At 74.2% G+C, this 23,200-nt stretch carries 17 protein-coding genes and 1 riboswitch; of the genes, 9 read left to right on the top strand and 8 right to left on the bottom strand.

The annotated features are described in order from the left end of the window. Positions 1-39: 39 nt before the first annotated feature. Genes ACT2CW_RS06260 through cobM form a run of 3 tightly spaced genes read left to right on the top strand, consistent with a single transcriptional unit; the run spans position 40 to position 3,022 of the window. The gene (locus ACT2CW_RS06260) at positions 40-900 is read left to right on the top strand and encodes an acyltransferase (protein WP_445515834.1); all 861 of its coding nucleotides are present in this window, start codon (positions 40-42) and stop codon (positions 898-900) included. Positions 901-950: 50 nt separating this feature from the next. Further along, positions 951-2,255, top strand: coding sequence for a precorrin-6y C5,15-methyltransferase (decarboxylating) subunit CbiE (gene cbiE / locus ACT2CW_RS06255; RefSeq protein ID WP_445515833.1), 1,305 nt, complete (start codon positions 951-953; stop codon positions 2,253-2,255). Further along, the gene (cobM, locus tag ACT2CW_RS06250; protein ID WP_445515832.1) at positions 2,252-3,022 is read left to right on the top strand and encodes a precorrin-4 C(11)-methyltransferase; all 771 of its coding nucleotides are present in this window, start codon (positions 2,252-2,254) and stop codon (positions 3,020-3,022) included. Before cbiE ends, cobM begins: the two co-directional genes overlap by 4 nt. Positions 3,023-3,224: 202 nt before the next feature. Here cobM and ACT2CW_RS06245 read toward each other — a convergent pair whose 3' ends face one another. Beyond that, the gene (locus ACT2CW_RS06245) at positions 3,225-4,373 is read right to left on the bottom strand and encodes a cobalt-precorrin-5B (C(1))-methyltransferase (protein WP_445515831.1); all 1,149 of its coding nucleotides are present in this window, start codon (positions 4,371-4,373) and stop codon (positions 3,225-3,227) included. A gap of 59 nt (positions 4,374-4,432) precedes the next feature. Between ACT2CW_RS06245 and ACT2CW_RS06240 the strand changes: the two genes are divergently transcribed. Further along, the gene (locus tag ACT2CW_RS06240; protein WP_164427981.1) at positions 4,433-5,191 is read left to right on the top strand and encodes a cobalt-precorrin-6A reductase; all 759 of its coding nucleotides are present in this window, start codon (positions 4,433-4,435) and stop codon (positions 5,189-5,191) included. Positions 5,192-5,225: 34 nt separating this feature from the next. Here ACT2CW_RS06240 and ACT2CW_RS06235 read toward each other — a convergent pair whose 3' ends face one another. From ACT2CW_RS06235 to ACT2CW_RS06225, 3 genes are read right to left on the bottom strand one after another with little or no spacing between them, the layout of a single operon-like run. Continuing rightward, positions 5,226-6,818, bottom strand: coding sequence for a precorrin-2 C(20)-methyltransferase (locus ACT2CW_RS06235; protein WP_445515830.1), 1,593 nt, complete (start codon positions 6,816-6,818; stop codon positions 5,226-5,228). Then, positions 6,815-7,465 (bottom strand): precorrin-8X methylmutase, encoded by a 651-nt coding sequence (locus tag ACT2CW_RS06230; RefSeq protein ID WP_445515829.1) that lies wholly within the window; start codon positions 7,463-7,465, stop codon positions 6,815-6,817. The genes ACT2CW_RS06235 and ACT2CW_RS06230 overlap by 4 nt, the downstream gene beginning before the upstream one ends. Next, on the bottom strand, positions 7,462-9,054 hold the full coding sequence (locus tag ACT2CW_RS06225) for a nitrite reductase (protein ID WP_445515828.1): 1,593 nt from the start codon (positions 9,052-9,054) through the stop codon (positions 7,462-7,464). Before ACT2CW_RS06225 ends, ACT2CW_RS06230 begins: the two co-directional genes overlap by 4 nt. 143 nt (positions 9,055-9,197) lie before the next feature. After that, positions 9,198-9,282: riboswitch (cobalamin riboswitch) on the top strand. A gap of 53 nt (positions 9,283-9,335) precedes the next feature. On the opposite strand from ACT2CW_RS06225, the gene cobN reads away from it, so the two are divergent. After that, positions 9,336-12,980 carry a cobaltochelatase subunit CobN gene (gene cobN, locus ACT2CW_RS06220; RefSeq protein ID WP_445516221.1) on the top strand — a complete coding sequence of 1,215 codons (3,645 nt, stop codon included), beginning with the start codon at positions 9,336-9,338 and terminating at the stop codon, positions 12,978-12,980. 102 nt (positions 12,981-13,082) lie between these two features. On the opposite strand, the gene ACT2CW_RS06215 is transcribed toward cobN, so the two are convergent. After that, the gene (locus ACT2CW_RS06215; protein ID WP_037958082.1) at positions 13,083-13,337 is read right to left on the bottom strand and encodes a hypothetical protein; all 255 of its coding nucleotides are present in this window, start codon (positions 13,335-13,337) and stop codon (positions 13,083-13,085) included. 319 nt (positions 13,338-13,656) lie between these two features. Here ACT2CW_RS06215 and ACT2CW_RS06210 point away from each other — a divergent pair, with 319 nt between their 5' ends. Then, positions 13,657-14,640 carry a cation diffusion facilitator family transporter gene (locus ACT2CW_RS06210; RefSeq protein WP_445515827.1) on the top strand — a complete coding sequence of 328 codons (984 nt, stop codon included), beginning with the start codon at positions 13,657-13,659 and terminating at the stop codon, positions 14,638-14,640. A 48-nt stretch (positions 14,641-14,688) separates the two neighbouring features. On the opposite strand, the gene ACT2CW_RS06205 is transcribed toward ACT2CW_RS06210, so the two are convergent. After that, complete coding sequence (locus ACT2CW_RS06205; RefSeq protein ID WP_269146172.1) at positions 14,689-14,817, bottom strand: hypothetical protein; 129 nt, start codon at positions 14,815-14,817, stop codon at positions 14,689-14,691. A gap of 167 nt (positions 14,818-14,984) precedes the next feature. Then, complete coding sequence (locus ACT2CW_RS06200; RefSeq protein WP_445515826.1) at positions 14,985-18,236, bottom strand: HAD-IC family P-type ATPase; 3,252 nt, start codon at positions 18,234-18,236, stop codon at positions 14,985-14,987. 68 nt (positions 18,237-18,304) lie between these two features. On the opposite strand from ACT2CW_RS06200, the gene ACT2CW_RS06195 reads away from it, so the two are divergent. Continuing rightward, on the top strand, positions 18,305-18,469 hold the full coding sequence (locus ACT2CW_RS06195; protein WP_445515825.1) for a hypothetical protein: 165 nt from the start codon (positions 18,305-18,307) through the stop codon (positions 18,467-18,469). A gap of 46 nt (positions 18,470-18,515) precedes the next feature. On the opposite strand, the gene ACT2CW_RS06190 is transcribed toward ACT2CW_RS06195, so the two are convergent. After that, positions 18,516-19,961: a lipase maturation factor family protein gene (locus ACT2CW_RS06190; RefSeq protein ID WP_445515824.1), complete on the bottom strand. Its 1,446-nt coding sequence runs from the start codon at positions 19,959-19,961 to the stop codon at positions 18,516-18,518. A 297-nt stretch (positions 19,962-20,258) separates the two neighbouring features. On the opposite strand from ACT2CW_RS06190, the gene ACT2CW_RS06185 reads away from it, so the two are divergent. Both ACT2CW_RS06185 and ACT2CW_RS06180 read left to right on the top strand, forming a co-directional pair. Beyond that, on the top strand, positions 20,259-21,293 hold the full coding sequence (locus ACT2CW_RS06185) for a 3-oxoacyl-ACP synthase III family protein (protein ID WP_445515823.1): 1,035 nt from the start codon (positions 20,259-20,261) through the stop codon (positions 21,291-21,293). A gap of 38 nt (positions 21,294-21,331) precedes the next feature. Further along, positions 21,332-23,050 (top strand): 3-hydroxyacyl-CoA dehydrogenase family protein, encoded by a 1,719-nt coding sequence (locus ACT2CW_RS06180; protein WP_445515822.1) that lies wholly within the window; start codon positions 21,332-21,334, stop codon positions 23,048-23,050. Positions 23,051-23,200 lie beyond the last annotated feature (150 nt).

Here is a 23,200-nt window from a genome sequence, read left to right as displayed (position 1 = left end):
GGTGGAGACGTTCTCCCGATGGGTCGATACGGTGGGCGAATGCCGAAGAAGGAGAACGTGTTCTCATCCTGGCGAGGCTGGTGCGGACGCGTCACTTCCCGTCTGGTCCACCGCGGCTGGCACGCCGTACAGCGGGCCGGCGCGGTGACCGCCGAGCGCCCCGGCCCGTACCGCTTCGGCCGCATCGGCGTCGGCACCCGGCTGGCGTTCCCCCAGGGCACCCTCTTCGGCGAACCGTGGATCGAGCTCGGCGAGCACTGTGTCATCGGCGAGCAGGTGACCCTCACCGCCGGGATGATGCCCGATGTGGACCTCGGCCCCGAACCGGTGCTGCGCATCGGCAACGGCGTGGTGCTGGGCCGGGGCAGCCATGTGATCGCCTCCGTGCGCGTGGAGTTCGGCGACGATGTCTTCTGCGGTCCGTACGTCTACGTCACCAGCGACAACCACTCCTACGACGATCCGGACCAGCCCATCGGCCGCCAGTGGCCACGCTCCGCGCCCGTCCGCATCGGCCCCGGCAGCTGGCTGGGCGCGGGTGCGGTGATCCTGCCGGGGGCGCGGCTGGGCCGCAATGTGGTGGTCGCGGCGGGCGCGGTCGTACGGGGCGAGGTGCCCGACCACGCCGTGGTGGCCGGGGCGCCGGCCCGGATCATACGGCGCTGGGCCCCGGACGAGGGCTGGCAGCCGCCGCTGCGCACCCCGGCGCCGGTGCCGATCCCCGAGGACATGACCGTGGAGCAACTGCTCGCGCTGGCCGAGCTGGAGCGCGAGCGTGAGCGGGAGGGTGGGCGCGAGCGGGAGCGCGGGCGCGAGCGGGCGCGGGAACAGGCGGGGGAGCGGAACCTCGATGTGGCGGAGCACGGGCTGGAACGGGAGCCGGGGGCCGGGGCGTCGTAGCAGGTCAGTAGAGTTTCGTGGACCGTCCCCGACCCGCGAAGGTGACCACTGTGAGCCCGCCGCCTCCCCCCGTGACCGTCATCGGCATCGGCGCCGACGGCTGGGAGGGGCTCGGCCCCGCCGCCCGCGAGGCGTTGCGCACCGCGGAGGTGGTGATCGGCGGACGGCGCCAGCTGGGCCTGCTGCCGCCGGAGTGCCCCGGCGAACGGGTGCCCTGGCCGTCCCCGCTGCGCCCCGCCGTCCCCGGGCTGTTCGCCGCGCACACCGGGCGGCGGATCTCCGTGCTGGCCAGCGGCGACCCCATGTTCTTCGGCATCGGCCGCACCCTGGCCGAGCTGCTGGGCGCCGAGCGGCTGCGGGTGCTGCCCCATCCGTCGTCCGTCTCCCTGGCCTGTGCCCGGCTCGGCTGGGCGCTTGAGGAGACCGAGGTGATCAGCCTCGTCGGCCGCCCCCTGGCCACGCTGAACCGTGAGCTCTACGCCGGACGGCGGCTGCTCGTGCTCAGCGCGGGCGCCGACACCCCCGCCGAGGTGGCCGGGTTGCTCGGGGAGCGCGGCTTCGGCCCGAGCCGGCTGCGGGTGCTGGAACAGCTGGGGAGCGCGCGGGAGCGGTGTGTGGAGGGCACGGCGGAGGAGTGGCCCCATCCGCCCGGCGACCCCCTCAACGTCATCGCCGTCGACTGCGCCCCGGCGGACGGCGCCCGGCCGCTGTCGCTCGCCCCGGGGCTGCCCGACGCGGCGTACGAGCACGACGGCCAGCTGACCAAGCGTCATGTGCGGGCCGCCACCCTCGCCGCGCTCGCCCCGGCCCCCGGCGCGTTGCTGTGGGACGTCGGCGGCGGCTCGGGCTCCATCGCCGTGGAGTGGATGCGCACCCACCGCACCTGCCGGGCGATCTCGGTCGAACGTGCCCCGGTGCGCGCGGAGCGCATCGGCCGCAACGCCGACGCGCTCGGTGTGCCCGGGCTGACCGTCGTCACCGGCGCCGCGCCCGACGCGCTGGCCGGACTGCCCACCCCCGACGCGGTGTTCATCGGCGGCGGCCTGACCGCCCCCGGGGTACTGGACGCGTGCTGGGCGGCCCTGCCGCCGGGCGGCCGGATCGTGGCCAACACCGTGACCCTGGAGTCCGAGGCGCTGCTCGCCGACTGGTACCGCCGCCACGGCGGCGACCTCGTCCGCCTCGCCGTCTCCCACGCCACCCCGGTCGGAGGGTTCACCGGCTGGCGGCAGGCGATGCCGGTCACCCAGTGGTCCGCCGCCAAACCGCTCGCTTCCCGAGGCCCTGGCGGGGACGCCGCCGATCCCGAGGGATCGGTCGAAGCCGCTCAAGCCCCTCAAGGAGAACCACGATGACGGTGTACTTCATCGGCGCGGGCCCCGGCGCCGCCGACCTGATCACGGTGCGCGGCGCCCGGACCCTGGCCCGCTGCCAGGTGTGTCTGTACGCGGGCAGCCTGGTGCCCCGTGAACTCCTCGCCGAATGCCCGCCGGACGCCCGCCTGGTCGACACCGCCCAGCTCGACCTGGACCGGATCACCGCCGAGCTCGTCGCCGCCCACGAGTCGGGCCACGACGTGGCCCGCCTCCACTCCGGCGATCCGTCGGTCTTCAGCGCCGTCGCCGAGCAGATGCGCCGCCTCGACGCGGCCGGCGTGCCGTACGACGTGGTCCCGGGCGTCCCCGCCTTCGCCGCCGCGGCCGCCGCGCTGAAGCGCGAACTGACGATCCCGACCGTCGGCCAGACCGTCATCCTCACCCGCATCGCCCAGCAGGCCACCCCCATGCCGGACGGCGAGGACCTGGCCACCCTGGGCCGCAGCGGCGCCCTTCTCGTCCTACACCTCGCCGCCCGCTACGTGGACCGCGTCGTGGCCGAACTCCTCCCGCACTACGGCGCCGACTGCCCGGCCGCCGTGGTCGCCATGGCCAGCCGCCCCGACGAACTGGTCCTGCGCGGCACCCTGGACGACATCGCGCCCCAGGTGAAGGCGGCGGGCGTGGTCCGCACGGCGGTCATCATCGTCGGCCGCACCCTGGCCGCCGCCCAGTTCCCCGACAGCCACCTCTACTCCCCGACCAGGGCTCGCCCCTGCACCCCCGCCTCCCCGCCCACCCCCTGAGCCCGCCGCCCTGGCGGGCACCGTACGTGGTTCCGCATGGGCCGCGCAGCGCACGGCGCGCCATGCCCGTGGTGACGAGGGCGTCCGCCTGGTGCGGCAGCGTGGTGGGCGCGGCGGTCCGTACGCATCGCCGGCGTGTCGTGTCGGCGGGCGAAGCCGTCGGCATCGGCGCGCGGGGCGTGTCGCGTTCCGGCCCCGGGGGTCAGCCACCCCCGGGGCCGCGGGGTTCCGCGCGGCCCACGATCGTGCCGGTGCGGTCGATGCAGATGACGTCCACGGCCACCGGTGCCCCGCGTAGCACCCCGAGGGCCGTGTCGCGGGCCGCCGCCGCGACCAGGTCGCCGAGGGGGACGCCGTGGGCGGTGCACAGTTGCACCGTCTCAAGGCCGGTGTTGGCCATGGCCACCGCCTCCGCCAGCTTCGCGTCGGCCCCTCCCCGGCGGGCCAGTTCCGCGAGGAAGTCCTTGTCCACCTGGGACCGTGAGGAGTGCAGGTCCAGATGGCCCGCGGCCAGTTTGGAGAGCTTGGCGAAGCCGCCGGCGACCGTCAGCCGGTCCACCGGGTGGCGGCGCAGATACTTCAGGACCGCGCCCGCGAAGTCGCCCATGTCCAGCAGCGCGTCCTGCGGCAGCCCGTGCACGGCCACCGCCACCTTCTCGGACGTCGAGCCCGTACAGCCCGCGACATGCGTGCGCCCCGCCGCGCGGGCGACATCCACCCCGCGCCGGATGCTGTCGATCCAGGCCGAGCAGGAGTAGGGCACCACGATGCCCGTCGTGCCGAGGATGGACAGCCCGCCGAGGATGCCCAGCCGCGGATTCCACGTGGAGCGGGCGATCTCCTCGCCGTGGTCCACGGAGATCTCGATCTCGACGTCACCGGTGCCGCCGTGCCGGGCCGCGACCGAGGCGATGTGGTCGCGCATCATCTGGCGCGGGACGGGGTTGATGGCCGGTTCGCCCACCTCGAGCGGCAGCCCGGGCCGGGTCACCGTGCCGACGCCCGGACCGGCCCGGAAGACCACTCCGCCGCCGGGCGGCAGCACCCGTACCGTGGCCCTGACCAGCGCGCCGTGGGTCACATCCGGATCGTCCCCCGCGTCCTTGACGACCGCGGCCATGGCCCGGTCCGCCGTCAGCTCCTCGGCGGCGAGCGCGAACGCGGGCCGCTGGCCCTTGGGCAGTTCGATGGTCACCGGATCGGGGAACTCCGCGCCCAGCAGCGCGGTGTACGCGGCCGTCGTCGCGGCGGTGGCACACGCCCCCGTGGTCCAGCCGTGCCGCAGCCCCGACCGCTCCAGCTGCGCGCCCCGCCCCCCGGCCGCCTTGGCCGTCGTCTCCGCCTCAGCCATGGGCGGGCCGCCGCGCATACGATGACGGGCGCACGGACGACGAAAGGCACCCGATCCCGATGAACAGCGCACCGGCGCGCCATGTGCTCATCCTCGGCGGCACCACCGAGGCGCGCCGCCTCGCCGAGGAACTCGCCGACACGCCCGCGCTGCGCGTCACCAGCTCCCTCGCGGGCCGGGTCGCCACGCCGAGGCTGCCGGTGGGGCAGGTGCGGATCGGCGGGTTCGGCGGCGCCGAGGGCATGGCCCGCTGGCTCCGCGAGCACCAGGTGGACGCGCTCATCGACGCCACCCATCCTTTCGCCGACACGATCAGTTCCCATGCGGCCAGGGCGGCCGCAGACGTCCATGTTCCCCTGCTCGCCCTGCGCCGCCCCGGCTGGGTACCCGGTCCGGGCGACCGCTGGCACTCGGCGGGCTCGCTGGCCGAGGCCGCGCGGCTGCTGCCCGGCCTGGGGGAGCGGATCTTCCTCACCACGGGACGGATGGGCCTGGCCGCCTTCGCCCATCTCACCGGGCAGTGGTTCCTGGTCCGCTCGGTCGACGCGCCCGAGCCGCCGGTCCCGCCCCGGATGGAGGTGATCCTCGACCGCGGCCCCTTCACCCTCGAGGGCGAGGCGGAACTGCTGCGCCGCCATCGCGTCGAGGTGCTGGTCACCAAGGACAGCGGCGCCCACGCCACCGCCCCCAAACTCGCCGCGGCCCGCGCCGCCGCCCTCCCGGTCGTCATCGTCCGCCGCCCACCCGCCCCCCAGGGCATCCCGGTGGCCGAAACCCCGGCCGAGGCCATCACCTGGCTGCGGACGACCCTGGCCTGAGCCGGGGCGCTCCGCGTCAGGAGCCCACCGGGCGCTACGCCTCCGGATAGCGGCGCGGGGTCCAGACGATGTCGGTGCCGTCGCCGCGGCGGGCCGTGCGGGTCTGGGTGGAGCCCACCAGGAGGATCGTGCGCATGTCGACCTGGGCCGGGTCGAGGTCGGCCAGCCGGACGATCCGCACGCGTTCGCCGGGGCCCCCGATGTCGCGGCCAAGTACCACGGGCGTGTCGGGGGCGCGGTGCTCCAGCAGGAGTTCGCGGGCCTTGCCCACCTGCCAGACGCGGCTGCGCGAACCGGGGTTGTAAAGGGCGAGCACCAGGTCGGCCGCCGCGGCGGCGCGCAGCCGCTCGGCGATGACCTCCCAGGGCTTGAGCCGGTCGGAGAGGGAGATCACCGCGTAGTCGTGGCCGAGCGGGGCACCGGCCCGGGCGGCGGCCGCGTGGGCCGCCGTCATACCGGGGACGATCCGCACCGGGACCTCGCGATACGGGTCTTCGCAGGCGGCCTCCAGGACGGCGGTGGCCATGGCGAACACGCCCGGGTCGCCCGAGGAGACCACGGCGACACGCCGACCCCGCCGCGCGAGGTCGAGGGCGAACTCGGCGCGTACGGCCTCGACCTTGTTGTCGGAGGCGTGGCGCCGCTGGCCCGGCCGTACGGGCACCCGGTCCAGGTAGGTGGTGTAGCCGACGAGGTCCTCGGCGGCGGCCAGCTCGCCACGCGCCTCGGGGGTGAGCCACAGCGGACCGGCCGGGCCCAGGCCGACGACCACGACCTCGCCCGGGCGGCCGGACACACCGCCCGGCGCGTCCGCACGCTCGCCGCCCGGCACGCCCACGCGGTCGCCGTTCGGCGCGTCACCGCCGTCACCGCCCGCATCGCCGTCGCCGTGCGGCGCGTCCACGCGGCTGGGCAGCACCGCCATCGAGAAGTACGGCACCGACTCCGGGTCGACCTCGGCCAGCGGGGCGGTCCGCTCCGCGTTCATCGTGGCGCGCTCCACGTAGCGCGCGTCCGCGAGCCGTCCCGACCGCTCCAGCGCCCGGCGCACCGTCGGGAAGGTCCGGCCGAGCTTCATCACGGCCGCCGCGTCCGCCGTCGCCAGCCGGGCCGTCAACTCCTCCTCCGGCAGGGTGCCGGGGAGGACCGTCAGCACCTCCTCGCCCTCCACCAGCGGTGTGCCGAGCCGGGCGGCCGCGGCGCTGACCGAGGTGACACCGGGGACGACCTCGGTGGGGTAGCGATCGGCGAGCCGCTTGTGCATGTGCATGTACGAGCCGTAGAAGAGCGGATCGCCCTCCGCGAGCACCGCGACCGTGCGCCCCGCGTCCAGATGCGCGGCGAGCCGGGCGGCCGCGTCCGCGTAGAACTCCTCCATCGCACCGCGATAGCCGCCCGGATGGTCGGTGGTCTCCGTGGTGACCGGGTAGACCAGCCGCTCCTCGATGTGGTCGGGCCGCAGATGGCGCTCGGCGATGGAGCGCGCGATGCTGCGCCCGTGCCGGGCGCTGTGGTACGCGATGACATCGGCCGCGGCGATGACCTCCACCGCGCGTACGGTCATCAGGGAGGGGTCGCCGGGGCCGAGCCCCACACCGTAGAGCCGGCCCGTCTGCTGCTCGCTCACTCTTCCTCGCTCGCTATCGCGTTGATCGCGGCCGCGGCGATGGCGCTGCCGCCGCGCCGGCCGTGCACCACCAGGTGGTCGAGCGCCGCCGGATGCCCGGCCAGCGCCTCCTTGGACTCGGCCGCGCCGATGAAGCCCACCGGCACACCGATCACGGCGGCCGGGCGCGGCGCGCCCGCCCCGCCCTCTTCGATCATCTCCAGCAGCCGGAACAGCGCCGTGGGCGCGTTGCCGACCGCCACCACCGCCCCCTCGAGCCGGTCCCGCCACAGCTCCAGCGCGGCGGCGCTGCGCGTGGTGCCCATGCGCCGCGCCAACTCCGGTACGGCCGGGTCCGAGAGGGTGCAGATCACCTCGTTGTCGGCGGGCAGCCGTTTGCGGGTGACCCCGCTGGCCACCATGCGCGCGTCGCACAGCACGGGCGCGCCGGAGCGCAGCGCGGCGCGGGCGCGGGAGACCACCTCGGGGGTGTACGCGAGGTCCTTGACCAGGTCGACCATGCCGCAGGCGTGGATCATCCGCACCGCCACCTGGCTGACGTCGGCGGGGAGCCCGCCGAGGTCGGCCTCGGCACGGATGGTGGCAAAGGACGCGCGGTAGATGGCCGCCCCGTCCTTCTCGTAGTCGAACACGGTGTCCTCGATCATGTCGTTCCACGGGCCGCCGCGACGGCGCCGGCCAACTGCTCTGCTGTCACTTCCACGCCGTACTCGGCCTCCGGCGTGTCGCCCTTCGCGTCACCCCGCACGGTGACCCGATAGTCCGTGTCGCCGGTCGCCAGCGCGTCCACCCAGCGGCCCCCGGGGTGGCCGCAGCGCCGTTCACAGCCGGAGACGTACACCGGCAGCGGATCGGGCGCGCCCCCGCGACCGCCGTCGGACCCCGTGCCGCTCATCGGGCGCGGCGGGCGCGGCTCCGAACCGGCCGCGACCACTCGTCCGGTGTCCGGTCCCACTTCCGCTGTGTCCGCGACCCCGCACACCGTGTCGGCGACCCCGCGCGCCATGTCGGCGACCCCGTGCACCGTGTCCGCGACCATGCGTGTCGCGTGGGACCGCACATCCGCCAGGGACTTGGCGCAGCCGGGCCGTCCCGTGCACGCGCCGACCCCGAGCCACGGCGAGTCCGGCGTGGTCACCAGTCCCGCGTCGGACAGTTCGGACAAGGCATCGCGCGTGTCGTCCGGGGCGAACCCGGGGAGCACCACGCCGCGCCAGGGTGTCATACGCAGCTCATCCGCCCCGCTCCGGGAGGCGAGCCCGGTGAGCAGCCGCCACTGCGCGGCGCTCACCCGGCCCAGGGGGAGGGCGACGGACAGCGCGTGGCGCCCGTCCGGGCCGGGGACCGGCCCGGGAGCGGGGGGTGCGGCAGCTGCCGCTGGTTGGTGCTTCGCCCGTACGGCCTCGATGCCCGCGTCGGCGAGTCGGGCCGCCAAGCCCTCGGCGGTCACGGCGTGTTGCGCGGGCAGTTCCCGGACGCGCCACGCCCGGGTCCCGCTCTCCCGGGCCCTCGCCAGGAATTCCACCGCGGCCAGCGCCGCCGCCCGCGCCACGTCCTCGCTCCGCACCCACAGGTCACCCCACACCGCCGCCCCGCCCGTGGCCGCCTCGCCCGTGGCGACGCTCGCCACGCCCGCATCCGCCGGCGGCCCCCCGATCCGCAGCACCGCCCCACCACCGCGCGTTGCGATCAATGTCACATCCGCACCCAACGCGGCCACATCGCCACGCCCATCGTCCAGCGCGAACAGAAACCTGCCCGACAAGCCCGACAATTCCCCATGCCCCGCCAACGCGTCGACGCATGCCTCGTCGCACAGCACGGCGTCCAACTCCCGCACCCACGCCACCACATCGGCGTGCCCGTCACCGTCCAGGCCGGACAGCGGCGACGCCACGATGTTGCGCACCCGGTCATGGCGGTCCGAGGGAAGCAGTCCGGCCGCCCGCAGCCGGGCCGCCAGTTCCGCGCCGCACCCCGCCGCCAGGCCGCGCACCTGCGCATTGCCCCGTGAGGTGATGTCCAGCCGCCCGTCGCCCAGCTCCTCGGCCACCCGCCCCAGCGCCTGCGCCTGACGACCCGTCAGCAGTCCGCCCGGCACCCGGATCCGGGCCAGCGAACCGTCGTCTGCGGGGTGCAGCCGGAGCGCGCCCGGACAGGCGTCATCGCGCCCGCGCACGGGGGTTTCATCCCCGGATGGGGTGGTTGTCGGGGGGAGGGGCATGGCGGCGAGCATACCGACGATCCGGTCCGGCCCACCGCCCCGGCCATGCGCCACGGAGACCGGAACGCGCCGTCCCGTGGCAGGTCAGCAACGCTTACTATGCTCAGCGGCGGGTCGGTCCCGGCCCGCCAAACGCACAAGACGGCACTCACGGTAGGAAGCCGGTGGAAATCCGGCGCGGTCCCGCCACTGTGAGCGCGGTGGCTGCCGAAACGGCAGCGGCCGCGCGAGCCAGGAACTGCCGCCGTCTTCAACCCGCCCGGGGCGCGGACCCCGAGGAAGGCATGCGCCGCATGATTCTGCTGCTGTCGACGTCCGACACCGACCTGCTCAGCGCCCGTGCCGCCACGGGCCCGGTGACGTACCGCCTCGCCAACCCGGCCCGCCTCGCCCTCGAGGACCTCCCCGGCCTGCTCGACGGCGTCGAACTCGTCGTCGTACGGCTCCTCGGCGGCATCCGCGCCTGGCAGGAGGGGCTCGACACGCTGCTCGCGGGCGACCTCCCCGTCGTGGTCCTCAGCGGTGAACAGGCGCCCGACGCCCAGCTCATGGAGGCGTCCACGGTCCCGGTCGGCATCGCCGCCGAGGCGCACGCCTACCTCGCCCACGGCGGGCCCGCCAACCTGGGCCAGCTGGCCCGGTTCCTCTCCGACACCGTGCTGCTCACCGGCCATGGCTTCGAACCGCCCGCGCCCGCACCCACCTGGGGTCCGCTGGAGCGCACCGCCCGCGCGGCGGCCCCAGGCGCCGCCACCGGCCCGACCGTCGCGGTGCTCTACTACCGCGCCCACCACATGAGCGGCAACACCGCCTTCGTGGAGGCCCTGTGCCGCGCCGTGGAGGACGCCGGGGGCCGCCCGCTGCCGCTGTTCGTCGCCTCGCTGCGCGCCCCCGAACCCGAGCTGATCGAGGCACTCGGCGCGGCCGACGCCATCGTCACCACCGTCCTCGCGGCCGGTGGCACCCGCCCCGCAGAGGCGTCCGCGGGCGGCGACGACGAGGCGTGGGACGCGGGCGCGCTCACCGCGCTCGACGTGCCCGTGCTCCAGGCGCTGTGCCTGACCTCGCCGCGCGCCGCGTGGGAGGAGAACGACGAGGGGCTCTCGCCGCTGGACGCCGCGACCCAGGTCGCCGTCCCCGAGTTCGACGGGCGGCTCATCACCGTGCCGTTCTCGTTCAAGGAGGTGGACGAGGACGGTCTGCCGGTCTATGTCGCCGACGCCGAGCGCGCCGCGCGTGTCGCCGGGATCGCGGTACGACACGCCCGGCTCCGCCACATCCCCGCCGCCGACAAGCGCCTCGCGCTCGTCCTCTCCGCCTACCCCACCAAGCACTCCCGGATCGGCAACGCCGTCGGCCTCGACACCCCCGCGAGCGCCGTCGCCCTGCTGCGCCGGCTGCGCGCCGAAGGCTATGACCTCGGCCCCGAGGACGGGCCGGACGCGCTGCCGGGCCTGGTCTCCGGCGAGGGCGACGAGCTGATCTACGCCCTCATCGAGGCGGGCGGCCATGACCAGGAGTGGCTCACCGAGGAGCAGCTCGCCCGCAACCCCGTCCGCATCCCGGCCGCCGACTACTGCCGCTGGTACGCCACGCTGCCGCGGGAGCTCCGGGACGCGGTCGAGGAGCACTGGGGCCCGCCGCCCGGCGAGATGTTCGTGGACACCAGCCGCGACCCCGAGGGCGAGATCGTGCTGGCCGCGCTGCGCCGCGGCAACCTCCTGGTGGTCATCCAGCCGCCGCGCGGCTTCGGCGAGAACCCCATCGCCATCTACCACGACCCCGATCTGCCGCCCTCGCACCACTACCTGGCGGCCTACCGCTGGATGGCCACCCCGACGGCCGATGGTGGCTTCGGCGCCGACGCCATGGTCCACCTGGGCAAGCACGGCAACCTGGAGTGGCTGCCGGGCAAGAACGCCGGGCTGTCCGCCGCCTGCGGCCCCGACGCCGCGCTCGGCGATCTGCCGCTGATCTACCCCTTCCTGGTCAACGACCCGGGCGAGGGCACCCAGGCCAAGCGCCGCGTCCACGCCACCCTGGTCGACCACCTCGTGCCGCCGATGGCCCGCGCCGACTCCTACGGCGACATCGCGCGGCTTGAGCAGCTGCTGGACGAGTACGCGGCCATCTCCGCGATGGATCCGGCCAAGCTCCCCGCCATCCGCGCCCAGATCTGGACCCTCATCCAGGCCGCCCGGCTCGACCACGACCTGGGCCTGGAGCAGCGGCCGGACGACGACGGCTTCGACGACTTCCTGCTGCACGTCGACGGCTGGCTGTGCGAGGTCAAGGACGCCCAGATCCGCGACGGACTGCATGTCCTCGGCGGCGCGCCGACCGGCCCCGAGCGCGTCAACCTCGTACTGGCCATCCTCCGCGCCCGCCAGATCTGGGGCGGTACGTCCGCGCTCCCCGGTCTGCGCGAGGCGCTCGGCCTGGACGAGTCGGCCGCCACCCGCACCGGTGCCGACGAGGCCGAGGAGCGGGCCCGTGCGCTGGTCCAGGCGATGGAGGACGCCGCATGGGCCCCGGAGGCCGTCGAGAAGGCCGTCCTCACCCTGCCCGACGAGCAGCGCCCCGCGGTCTCCGCGGTCCTCGACTTCGCCGCCCGCGAGGTGGTACCCCGGCTGGCCGCCACGACGGACGAGATCGACCACGCCGTGCACGCGCTGAACGGCGGCTTCGTCCCGGCCGGGCCGTCCGGCTCGCCGCTGCGCGGACTGGTCAACGTTCTGCCGACCGGCCGCAACTTCTACTCCGTCGACCCCAAGGCCGTGCCCAGCAGGCTGGCCTGGGAGACCGGCCAGGCCCTCGCCGATTCGCTCCTGGAGCGCTACCGCGCCGACAACGGCGGTCAGTGGCCGCACTCCGTCGGCCTCTCGCTGTGGGGGACCAGCGCGATGCGCACCTCCGGCGACGATGTGGCCGAGGCGCTGGCGCTGCTGGGCATCCGCCCGGTGTGGGACGACGCCTCGCGGCGAGTAACGGGACTCGAACCCGTACCTCTCGACCAGCTGGGCCGCCCGCGCGTCGATGTCACCCTGCGCATCAGCGGGTTCTTCCGGGACGCCTTCCCGCATGTCGTGGGGCTGCTGGACGACGCCGTACGGCTCGCCGCCTCCCTCGACGAGAGCGACGAGGACAACTACGTACGGGCGCACACCCGCGCCGACCTCGCCGCACACGGTGACGAGCGCCGCGCCACCACCCGGATCTTCGGCTCCCGCCCCGGCACCTACGGCGCCGGACTGCTCCAGCTCATCGACAGCCGCGACTGGCGCACCGACGCCGACCTCGCCGAGGTCTACACGGTCTGGGGCGGCTACGCCTACGGCCGGGGTCTCGAGGGCCGCCCGGCGCGCGAGGAGATGGAGAGCGCCTACCGCAGGATCGCGGTCGCGGCCAAGAACACCGACACGCGCGAGCACGACATCGCCGACTCCGACGACTACTTCCAGTACCACGGCGGCATGGTGGCCACCGTGCGCGCCCTGAAGGGCACCGCGCCCGCCGCGTACATCGGCGACTCCACCCGCCCCGAGACGGTCCGCACCCGCACCCTGCACGAGGAGACCTCACGGGTGTTCCGGGCCCGGGTGGTCAATCCGCGCTGGATCGAGGCGATGCGCCGCCACGGCTACAAGGGCGCCTTCGAGCTCGCCGCGACGGTCGACTACCTCTTCGGCTACGACGCGACCACGGGCGTGGTCGCCGACTGGATGTACGACAAGCTCGCCCAGACCTATCTGCTCGACCCGGAGAACCGCGCGTTCCTGGAGGAGGCCAACCCCTGGGCGCTGCACGGCATGGCCGAGCGGCTGCTGGAGGCCGAGAGCCGCGGGCTGTGGGACGAGCCCGATCCGGAGGTGCTGGAGCGGGTGCGGGAGCTGTATCTGGAGACGGAGGGCGGCCTGGAGGGCGGGGACGACGAGTAGCCGCGTCCGCCGCTTCCCGGCCCGTCCGCCGCTTGTCCGGTGAATCCGGGCGGGTCCGGGTGGATCCGGGTGGATCCGGGTGGATCCGGGTCCGGCGGTGGCTCAGTCGGTGGACGAGCGCGCCGCCGGGCGGGTCGCCGCCCGGATCCGGTCCGGCCAAGGGGGACAGTTGACCAGTTCGGTCCACTCGCGGTCGTAGCGCCCGGGCACCGCGCGCCCCGCGGAGGCCCAGCGCTCGACCAGCGCCGCGTAGATCGGTACGGATGTGGATGTGTGAACGGTCTGATGAACCGTTCCGTCGCCTTCGGTGCTCCGGTCCAGCGCTCTGCTCGGCTGCGAGAGAGAACGGCGTCGCATCGTCGTCGTCATAGTCGGACAACGCGCCGCGCCCCGCCGGGTCACCTTCCACACGCCGGTCTCACCCGCATCGGCGTGCTGTCGCACATGTCAGCGACTGGCGGCCGGCCCGGCCCGGCGGCTCCACGGTGACCCACCCGGGCGGCGCACGGGCCGTTCCTCTTTTCACCCGGCGAAATGAAAAGCATTGCCGCATTCATAAAGCCATTCGGCGCCGGAGCAAGAGTTTATTGATAACCGTGTCCATTGCAGCCTTTGGCGAATTCCCCTCGGGCCTGTTTCAATTGCGCTGTCCCGAAGACGATCCGAGGAGGAGCCGGTGGGAGCTCATGCGCACGGACCCGACGAGGGGCACGGCGGCCACACCCACGGGGTGGCGGAGAACGCCGACCGCCGGTGGCTGACCCTCGCCCTCGCGCTGATCAGCGGCTTCATGGCGGTGGAGGTCATCGTCGGGATCGTCGCCGGCTCCGTGGCGCTGCTGTCCGACGCGGCCCATATGCTCACCGACGCCGCCTCGATCGTGCTCGCCCTCATCGCGATCCGGCTCTCGGCGCGCCCCGCACGTGGCGGATACACCTATGGCCTTAAACGGTCGGAAATCCTTTCCGCCCAGGCCAATGGGCTTTCCCTGCTGCTGCTCGGCGCCTATCTCGGCTATGAGAGCGTGGGGCGGCTGATCGATCCGCCCGAGGTGGCCGGCGGTCTGGTGCTGGCCACGGCGCTGGCCGGTGTGGTGGTGAATCTCGCGGCCGCGTGGTGCATGTCGAAGGCGAACCGCTCCTCGCTCAATGTCGAGGGTGCCTTCCAGCATGTGCTCAACGATCTCTACGCCTTCATCGCCACCGCCATCGCGGGCCTGGTGGTCGTGGTGACGGGCTTCGCCCGGGCCGACGCGATCGCCGGTCTGCTGGTGGTCCTCCTCATGATCAAGGCGGGCGTGGAGCTGCTGCGGGCCTCCGGCCGGGTGCTGCTGGAGGCCGCGCCCGCCGGTGTCGAGCCCGATGAGGTGGGCGGCCGGCTGGTCGCCCATGAGCGGGTGGCAGAGGTGCACGATCTGCATGTCTGGCAGATCACCTCGGGCGAGGTCTCCCTCTCCGCCCATGTCCTGGTGGCGGTGGGCGGCGACTGCCACGCCGTACGGGAGGATCTGGAGGCGGTGTTGAGCGGCGAGTACGGGATCACCCACACCACGCTGCAAGTGGATCATCTGGACGAGCCCGCCGAGCGGGGACGTTCGGAGGGGGAGCACTGCCCGACCGCCCACGGTCCGGTGCACCGGGCCGCGTCGTACGGCCACTGAGCGGGGGCCCGGGACGGGGGTCCGGGAACGGTCGGCGGGTCGGTCGTGTCAGGCCGCGGCCGGGGCGGCGGTCGGCCTGAAGGCGGCGGTCAGAAGTGTCTTCGCGAGCTGGGCGACCAATGCCTCCAGCGCGAGCTGGGCCAGCTTGACCAGGACGGTCGTGAGAATGTCGGCCATGAGTACCTCACTGGATGGAACACGAACGGAAGCAAGGCATCCGCTTCCAGTTCCCTAGCCTGACCGAGGTCGGAAAGCGGGCGGCACACATCGGGTGAGCGTGCGGTTAACGGACGGAAAGATCTGGGTGAGAAACGCCCGGGATGTCCCGTTCGTGAGTGGCGTGCTCAGACCGCGAGTGGCACCCGCCGGGGGAAGAGCAGCCGCGGCGCCAGGGCCGCCCCCACGGTGGCGGCGGCCGAGCAGCCACCGACGATCAACCAGGCCATCGGGCCCAGCGGCGTACAGCCGAAGAAGTGGCTGACCACCGGCGTCTCCACGATGGCGAACAGCGTGGCCGCCGAGGCGACGCTGGTGATCAGCACCAGGGGACTGTGCCAGTCGGTCAGATACGTCTGCCCCAGCTGGGTGCCGACCAGCGCCGCGAGCCCCATGGTGCTCGCCCGCCGGGCCCGGCCCGTCATCCGCCCGCACTGCCAGGCCGCCGCGGCGCCCAGCGCGGTGGCACTGCCGCGCACCGCGAGGATCCGGCCCAGATCGGAGCCGAACAGCGCGGAGGACGGGCCGTCGGCCAGCGGATCCTCACCGGACTTGTGCTCCCGGGCCCGGGCCAGGGCCACCGCGAGTGCGGGCAGCATGTCGGTCAGCAGATTCACCAGCAGCAGCTGACGGGTGCCCAGCGGCGCCCGCCCGGCCACCGCCGCGCCCAGCAGGGTGAAGGCGACCTCGCCCGCGTTCCCGCCGACCAGGATCGCCACCGCGTCGCGCACACTGCGCCACAGCGCCCTGCCCTCCCGCAGCGCGTCCAGGATCCGGGTCGGGTCCGGGTCGGTGAGCACCAGGTCCGCCGCGGCGCGGGCCGAGGCCGAGCCATGGGCGGACAGCCCGATGCCGATGTCCGCGAGGCGGATGGCGGCCGTGTCGTTCACCCCGTCCCCGGTCATGGCCACCACCTGTCCGGCCTGCCGCAGCGCCTGGACGATACGGACCTTGTGCTCGGGAGAGACCCGGGCGAAGACGGTGGCACGGGAGATCCGCTCGACCCGCTCGCCCTCGGGCAGGGTGTCCAGCTCCGCCCCGGTGAGCACCGGCTCGGCGTCCGGGATGCCCAGCTCCCGGGCGATGGCGACCGCCGTGGTCGGATGGTCGCCGGTGACCATGGCGACGCGTACCCCGGCGTCCGTGAGCCGCTTGACGGTCTCGGCGGCACCCGGCCGCGTGGTGTCGGCGATGGCGATGAAGCCCAGCAGGGTCAGCTCCCGGGCGATGTCGGCCACCTCCGCGGTCGGCGTGTCGGACGCGGCGGGCCGGGTCTCGGCCACCGCCAGCACCCGCAGCCCGTCCGAGGCCAGCGAGTACAGCAGGCGCTCGGTGGCGCGCCGCCGCTCCGGGGTCAGCGGCACGGTGTCGTCCGCCGCCCCCGGGTTCAGGGCGTGGGCGCACCGGGCGAGCACGATCTCGGGCGCGCCCTTGACGGCCAGCTGCGGGCGCCCGGACTGCGTGCCCAGACACGCCGAGAATCCCCGGCTGGCCTCGAAGGGCAGCTCGGACACCGGACGCCAGGCGCCGTCCCCGTCGCAGTGCGCCGCCGCCGCGTCGATGACGGCCTGGTCGGTGGCGTGGGCCAGCGCCCGCCCGCCCTCCGGCTCGGGACACGCCCGGGCCGCCGTGCGCAGCAGCCGCTTGCCCAGCGCACCGCGGGTCGGCAGCTCCTGGTCGTAACCGGCGACCCGGGCCACGGCCAGCCGGCCCTCGGTCAGGGTGCCGGTCTTGTCGAAGCAGACGACGTCCACCCGGCCCAGGGCCTCCAGCACCCGCGCCGAGCGCGTCAGCACCCCGCGGTGCGAGAGCCGGCGCGCCGCGGCGGACTGCGCCACCGTGGCCACCAGCGGCAGCCCCTCGGGCACGGCGGCCACCGCGATGGCCACTCCGGTGGACAGCGCCTCGCGCACCGGCACCCCGTGCAACAGGCCCAGCAGGGTGACGGCGGCGCCGCCGAGGCCGGTGGCGGGCAGCGCGACCTTGGTGAGCGCGGCCAGCCGGCCCTCGATCCCGATGGGCGCGGTGGCGCGCCCGGCCAGTTCGGCGGCGCGCCCGGCCTCGGTCTGCGCCCCGGCGGCCACGACCACGGCGTATCCGGTTCCGGCGAGCACCGTGCAGCCCTGGTAGAGCATGCAGGACCGGTCCGCCAGGTCGGCGCCCGGCGTGGCGGCCGGGTCCTTGGTGACCGGCCCGGACTCGCCGGTCAGCCCGGCCTCGTCCAGCTCCAGCCGGTCGCTCACCAGCAGCCGGGCGTCGGCCGGTACGACATCCGAGGGCCGCAGCGCGATGATGTCCCCGACCCGGAGCTCCTCGGCGGCCACCGTGCGCACCGGTGCGGTGGTCAGCCCCGCGAAGAACACCTCCCGCAGCGTGCGGCGGTCCAGGACGGACTGCGCCGCGCTCCACGCCTCGGCCTCCCCCAGGTCGCCCACGGTGGTGACCGACAGCAGCCGCGGCCGGCCGGCGCACAGCACCCGCGAGTCGATCAGCACCGCCGACACGCGGTCCAGCAGCCGCAGCGCGGTGCCGTCCATGGGCACCACGCCGTCGCGCGCCAGCACATCGCCCAGCCGGGCGGCGAACGCCTCCCGGCCCATGGCGGCCGCCTTCGGCACCGTGGCCAGCAGCGCCTTGGCGGACTGTGCCAGGTCCCCGGTCCACGCCAGCAGCCCGCCCGCCCCGGACAGCGAGGCCAGTGAGGTGCGGTCGACACAGGTCTCCACCGGCCCGGAGGGCAGCGGCGCGGGCCGGGGGGTGGGCGGATGCGAGCGCGCCGGGAGCCCATCGCCGTCCGCCACCAACTCCGGTTCCCGGCGCTGCCATACGACCTGCCGGCCGCGGATCTCGGCGAGTTGCAGCACACGTTGCAGCGCGTCCAGGGCGAGCGGGGCCTCACCCCTGGTCAGGGCGTGCACCACGGCGTTCGACACGCCGATCAGGGCGTCGGCGTGGGCACGGCCCAGCCGGGACTCCAGCAGACCGCGCACCCGCGGCTGGAGCTCCGCCATCACCGTCGGGATCCGCAGCGCGGGGGAGAGGGCGGGGCGCATCGCGACCCGCCGGATCGTGGCCGTCATCAGCCCGAGACAGTCGGCGGCGAGCGCGGTCGCGGCCAGCGTCGCCGGAGCGGAGGAGAACGGCGGTTGCGGACGGCCCGCCGGGAAGGCGTCCGCGTCCGTCCCATGGGCCTCCTCGACGCGCTCGATCACCTTCAGCACCTCGTCGGGGCCGAGCCGGTCCTCGTCGAAGTCGACCAGGACCTGGCCCAGTGCCGCGTTCACCCCGGCCCAGTTGACGCCTGCCAGCCGCCGCAGCGCGTCCTCCAGCTCCTTGACCAGCCGCTCATGGTCCTCGCCGTGGCCGGTCAGCCCGCGCACCTCCATATGCGCCCGGCCCGCCCGCGCCCACACCCTCCGGCCGCCGCGCCGGTCGCCGGTGTCCCGCAGTGCCCGCCAAGGGCGGGCTGCCGCTCTACCTCGGCCTCGGTGCGATGGGTCTCGCCGGAGTCCTGGAATGGCCGGTCGCGGTGGGCGTCGGCGTCGGCTACGCCGTGCTGCGCAACCCCCCGCCCGGCGCCGAGACCCCGAACGCGAAGGGCGCCACCGCCTGAGCCCGGGCCGCGCCACCCAGCCGCCGGGACCCGGGCCCGCTTGGTGTCACGCCCGTGACGAGCCGTGATCCTCCAGCCTGACCGGCGGCAGGAACTCGCTCAGCAGGGTGCGGTGCCACCAGGCCCCGGTGGCCCGCCGCTCCGCCCGGGTGGTGAAGCGGTAGAGATACAGCCGCGCCCGCAGATGGGTGGGCGGCTCCCCGGGGAACGGATTGGTCCGCAGCAGCTTCACCGTCGCCCGGTCGTTGACCAGCAGCTTGCCGATCAGCGGGGTGAACCAGGACCCGGCGTAGGCCGGTGAGATCCCCGCGAACCACATCATCCAGTCCAGCCGCAGATGGTACGGGGCGTACTGGCGCGGCAACCGGCGCACATCGCCCGGCTTGCCCCGGAACTCGTAGTCCCGCCAGACCGTGTCCGGGGTGAGGACCGCCTCGTCGGTGCCCTGGATCACCACCTCCTGTCGGCTGCGGTTGACGCTGCCGAACGCCCCGTAGGTGTTGACCAGGTGCACCGGATTGAACGAGAAGTTCATCAGCTGACGGCCCGACAGCAGATTGCGGGCCGGCCAGTAGCTGAGCACCAGCACCAGGGCGGTGGCGGCCAGCACCACCGCCTCGTACCAGACCGGGGGAGCGGCGAGGTGCGGCGGTCCCGGCAGCCCCAGCACCTCGGCGGCCCGGCGCCCGTCGACCGCCGGGAGCGCCAGCAGGATGGTCAGCCAGTTGAGCCAGGAGAAGTTGCCCGAGGCCACCAGCCACAGCTGGGTGACCACGACGATGCCCGCGGCCACGCTCGCGACCGGCTGCGGGGTGAACAGCAGCACGGGCACGATCAGCTGCGCCACATGGTTGGCCGCCACCTCCACCCGGTGCAGCGGCTTCGGCAGATGGTGGAAGTACCAGCTCAGCGGCCCCGGCATCGGCTGGGTCTCATGGTGGTAGTACAGACAGGTCAGGTCCCGCCAGCAGCGGTCCCCACGGATCTTGATCAGCCCGGCGCCGAACTCCACCCGGAACAGCAGCCAGCGCGTCAGCCACAGGATGAGCACGGGCGGCGCGGTGTGCTCATTGCCCAGGAACACGGCGAGGAACCCCGACTCCAGCAGCAGGGACTCCCAGCCGAAGCCGTACCACACCTGCCCCACGTTGACGATCGACAGATACAGCAGCCACAGCACCAGCCACGCCACCATCGCGACCGCAAGCGGCGCCCGGTCCGCCGCCCCCACCAGCAGCGCGGCCGACAGCGCGGCCCCCAGCCAGGCGCAGCAGGCGAAGAACCGGTCGGAGTAGTGCAGCTGGAACAGGCTGGGCGAGCGGCGGAACGGCACCCGGTCCAGGAAGCGCGGCACCGGCGTCAGCCCCCGCTCGCCGAGCAGCGCCCGGCCCTGCCGGGCCGCCACCAGAAAGGCGATCAGATAGATCGCGGCCAGCCCCCGTTGGAAGACCAGCCGGCTCAGCCAGTAGTCGGATGAGGTGAACCACTCCATGGGGACCGCTCCCTGGGCCGGTGCGCTTTCGGCCTGCACGTATCCGGTACCACTTCCGACGGGTGCCCGTCATGCGCCGGGTCATACGGCGGACCGGGTTCATTCGGTAGGGGGCCTAGGGGGGGTGACGGGTTAGGGGTTATCGGTGCCGTGCCCGGTCCGTAGCGTCAAAGCCCGGCATGGACCCGGAGGGAACCACCCAATGCTTCTTCTCGAGCACCGCCGCACCCCGCGCACAGCGACGACAGCGATGGCACCGGCGACGGCGGCGGTGGCCGCGCCGGCCGGGAGACCCGGATGACCGGGCAGCCGGTCCGGGCATCCGGCGGGCGGCCCATCGGGATCCTCGGCACCGGCTCGTATCTGCCCGCCGAGACCGTGTCCAACGAGCTGGTGGCCGAGCGCGCGGGGGTGACCCCGGAGTGGATCTCGGCGAAGACCGGGATCCACCGCCGCCGTTACGCCGCCGACCACGAGGCCACCTCCGATCTGGCCGTGGCGGCCGCCCGCGCCGCCCTCGCGGACGCCGGGATTGGGGCCGATCGGCTCGGCTGGATCGTGGTGGCCACCTCGACCCCCGATCAGCCCCAGCCCGCCACCGCCTGTCTGGTGCAGCACCGGATCGGCGCGACCGGCGCCGCCGCCTTCGACCTCAACGCGGTGTGCAGCGGCTTTGTCTTCGCCCTGGTGACGGCGGCGGGGCTGCTGTCCGGCGGGTCCGGCGCCCGGTACGCCCTGGTGATCGGCGCCGATGTCTACTCCCGCATCATCGACCGCACCGACCGGCGGACCGCCGTGCTCTTCGGCGACGGGGCCGGGGCGGTGGTGCTCGGCCCCGTCCGTCCCGGCTACGGCCTCGGCGGATCGCTGCTCACCAGCGACGGCGCGCTCCATGACCTGATCGAGGTACCGGCGGGCGGCAGCCGCGCCCCGGCGTCGGAGAAGACCCTCGCCGACGGGGGCCATTTCTTCCGGATGCGGGGCCGCGCGGTCAGCGACTACGTCCTGGCGGAGCTGCCGCGTGCGATCGGGCGCCTGCTGGCCGCGCACCGCACGGACCCCGCGAGCGTGGACCACTTCATCCCCCATCAGGCCAATGGTGTGCTGCTGGCCAAGGCGCTTCCGGAGCTCGGACTGCCGCGGGCGCGCACGCATCTGACGGTGGCCGAGCACGGCAACACCAGCGCCGCCTCCATCCCGCTGGCGCTCGACGACGCCCGGCGGCAGGGCGTGTTCGGCGACGGGGAGTTGCTGCTGCTGGCCGGATTCGGCGGCGGGATGTCGCTCGGCGCCGCGCTGCTCACATGGCAGGACGGCCACCGCGGTCCGTGACCAACCCAAGGTCCCAGCCAGCGAAAGGACTCATCGGCATGGCACAGCGCTTCCCCACCGTCGCGGTGTTCGGGCTCGGCACCACCGGCCGCCACCTCGTGGACGCCCTGGTCCGCGGCGGCCGGCGGGTGATCGCCGTGGAGCGGGACGAACCGGCCCTGCGGCGCAGCCGGGCCGAGGTGGCCGCGCCGGGATCCGCCGTCGAGTTCACCACCGACCCGGCGGCCGCCGCCCGGGCCGAGCTGGTGGTCGAGGCGGTCCCCGAACGGCTGGAGACCAAGCTCGGGCTGCTCGCCCGCGCCCACGCCGACTGCCCGCCGGAGACCGTGTTCGCCACCACGACCACCGGCCTCCCGGTGACCGAGATCGCCGTCGGCTCCGGGCGGACCGACCGCACGGTGGGGCTGCACCTCTTCCCGCTGGGCCCCGGCCGCGAGCGGCCGGCGGTGGAGGTGGTGGCCACCCCGCTCACCGCGGACGCGGTCCTGGCCGACGTCCGGGAGCTCGTACGCGACCTGGGCCGGATCCCGGTGCGGGTGCCCGACCGGCCGGGCTTCGTCGGGGGCGCGCTCACCATGGCGTACCTCAACAGCGCGGTGGCCATGTACGAGCGGCGCTACGCCTCGCGCGACAGCATCGACACCGCCATGACCCTCGGCTGCGGACTGCCGATGGGGCCGCTGGCCCAGCTGGACGCCATGGGTCTGGACACCGCGCGGGACTCCCTGGAGGCGCTGTACGAGCGCACCGGCGATCCGCGGTACGCGCCCGCGCCCACCCTGGCCCATATGGTGACCGCCGGTCTGCTCGGGGTGAAGGCGGGCCGCGGCTTCTACGAGTACGGCGCGGGCGGCGCGGCGCGGGGCGGGGAGACGGACGGCCTGGGCGAGCCCGTACCGGCCCGTGCGGTGCGGCGGATCGGGGTGGTGGGCTCGGGCACGATGGCCGTCGGGATCGCCGAGGTGTGCGCGCGCTCCGGCTATCCGACGGTGCTGGTGGCCCGGAGCGAGGTGCGCGCGAAGGAGGCCACGGCCGCCGTGGAGCGCTCGCTGGAGCGCGGGGTGCGGCGCGGCAAGCTGGCGCCCGAGCTGCTCACCGAGGCGATGGGCAGGCTGACCGCGGGCTGTGACCTCCAGGCCCTCGGCGCCTGCGATCTGGTGGTGGAGGCCGTGGCGGAGGACATCGACGTCAAGCGGGCCGTCTTCGCCGATCTGGACCGGGAGTGCGCACCGGGGGCGGTGCTCGCCACCTCCACCTCCAGCCTGCCCGTCGTCGAGTGCGCGATGGCGACGCGGCGGCCCGAGGACGTCATCGGGATGCACTTCTTCAACCCCGCCCCGGTGATGCGGCTGGTCGAGGTGGTGCACACCGTGCTGACCTCCAAGGAGGCGCTCGGCACGGCGCACGCGGTGACCGCGGCGCTCGGCAAGCGTGCAGTGGACTGCCCGGACCGGGCCGGATTCATCGTCAACGCCCTGCTCTTCCCCTATCTGAACAGCGCGGTGGCGATGCTCGAGGAGGGCTGGGCCACCGCCGCTGACATCGACACGGTGATGGCGGCCGGGCAGGGCTATCCGATGGGCCCGCTGCGATTGCTCGATGTGATCGGTCTGGATGTCTCGCTCGCCATCCAGCGCACTCTGCACGGCACCTTCCGGGATCCGGCCCTGACCCCGGCACGCCATCTCCGGCGCCTGGTCGAGGCGGGCCACCTGGGCCGCAAGCGCGGGAGGGGGCTGCATCTCCACGAGCGATAGCGGCGGGTCGGATGCCATTGGAATAGTCCAACGGCGAGGTGTGTGGCCCCGGAATTCATCGGCATGGGAATAGGTGTGCCGGCCCCCTGTCCGCTTTATGGCATGAGAATTCGCGGCGAATCACTTGCGGTTACCAGCGGCAACGGACAT

This window comes from Streptomyces sp. NEAU-174, assembly GCF_052665095.1.
The sequence above is the reverse complement of the archived record's forward strand: the minus strand, read 5'-3'. Positions and strand labels throughout refer to the sequence as shown.

Coding starts and splice junctions, on each gene's coding strand:
- ACT2CW_RS06215 (WP_037958082.1), bottom strand. CDS start 13,337: ATGCGACGCCGTTCTCTCTCGCAGCCGAGCAGAGCGCTGGACCGGAGC.
- ACT2CW_RS06245 (WP_445515831.1), bottom strand. CDS start 4,373: ATGGCTGAGGCGGAGACGACGGCCAAGGCGGCCGGGGGGCGGGGCGCG.
- ACT2CW_RS06190 (WP_445515824.1), bottom strand. CDS start 19,961: ATGGAGTGGTTCACCTCATCCGACTACTGGCTGAGCCGGCTGGTCTTC.
- cobN (WP_445516221.1), top strand. CDS start 9,336: ATGATTCTGCTGCTGTCGACGTCCGACACCGACCTGCTCAGCGCCCGT.
- ACT2CW_RS06225 (WP_445515828.1), bottom strand. CDS start 9,054: ATGCTCGCCGCCATGCCCCTCCCCCCGACAACCACCCCATCCGGGGAT.
- ACT2CW_RS06260 (WP_445515834.1), top strand. CDS start 40: ATGCCGAAGAAGGAGAACGTGTTCTCATCCTGGCGAGGCTGGTGCGGA.
- ACT2CW_RS06180 (WP_445515822.1), top strand. CDS start 21,332: ATGGCACAGCGCTTCCCCACCGTCGCGGTGTTCGGGCTCGGCACCACC.
- cobM (WP_445515832.1), top strand. CDS start 2,252: ATGACGGTGTACTTCATCGGCGCGGGCCCCGGCGCCGCCGACCTGATC.
- ACT2CW_RS06185 (WP_445515823.1), top strand. CDS start 20,259: ATGACCGGGCAGCCGGTCCGGGCATCCGGCGGGCGGCCCATCGGGATC.
- ACT2CW_RS06240 (WP_164427981.1), top strand. CDS start 4,433: ATGAACAGCGCACCGGCGCGCCATGTGCTCATCCTCGGCGGCACCACC.
- ACT2CW_RS06205 (WP_269146172.1), bottom strand. CDS start 14,817: ATGGCCGACATTCTCACGACCGTCCTGGTCAAGCTGGCCCAGCTCGCG.
- ACT2CW_RS06230 (WP_445515829.1), bottom strand. CDS start 7,465: ATGATCGAGGACACCGTGTTCGACTACGAGAAGGACGGGGCGGCCATC.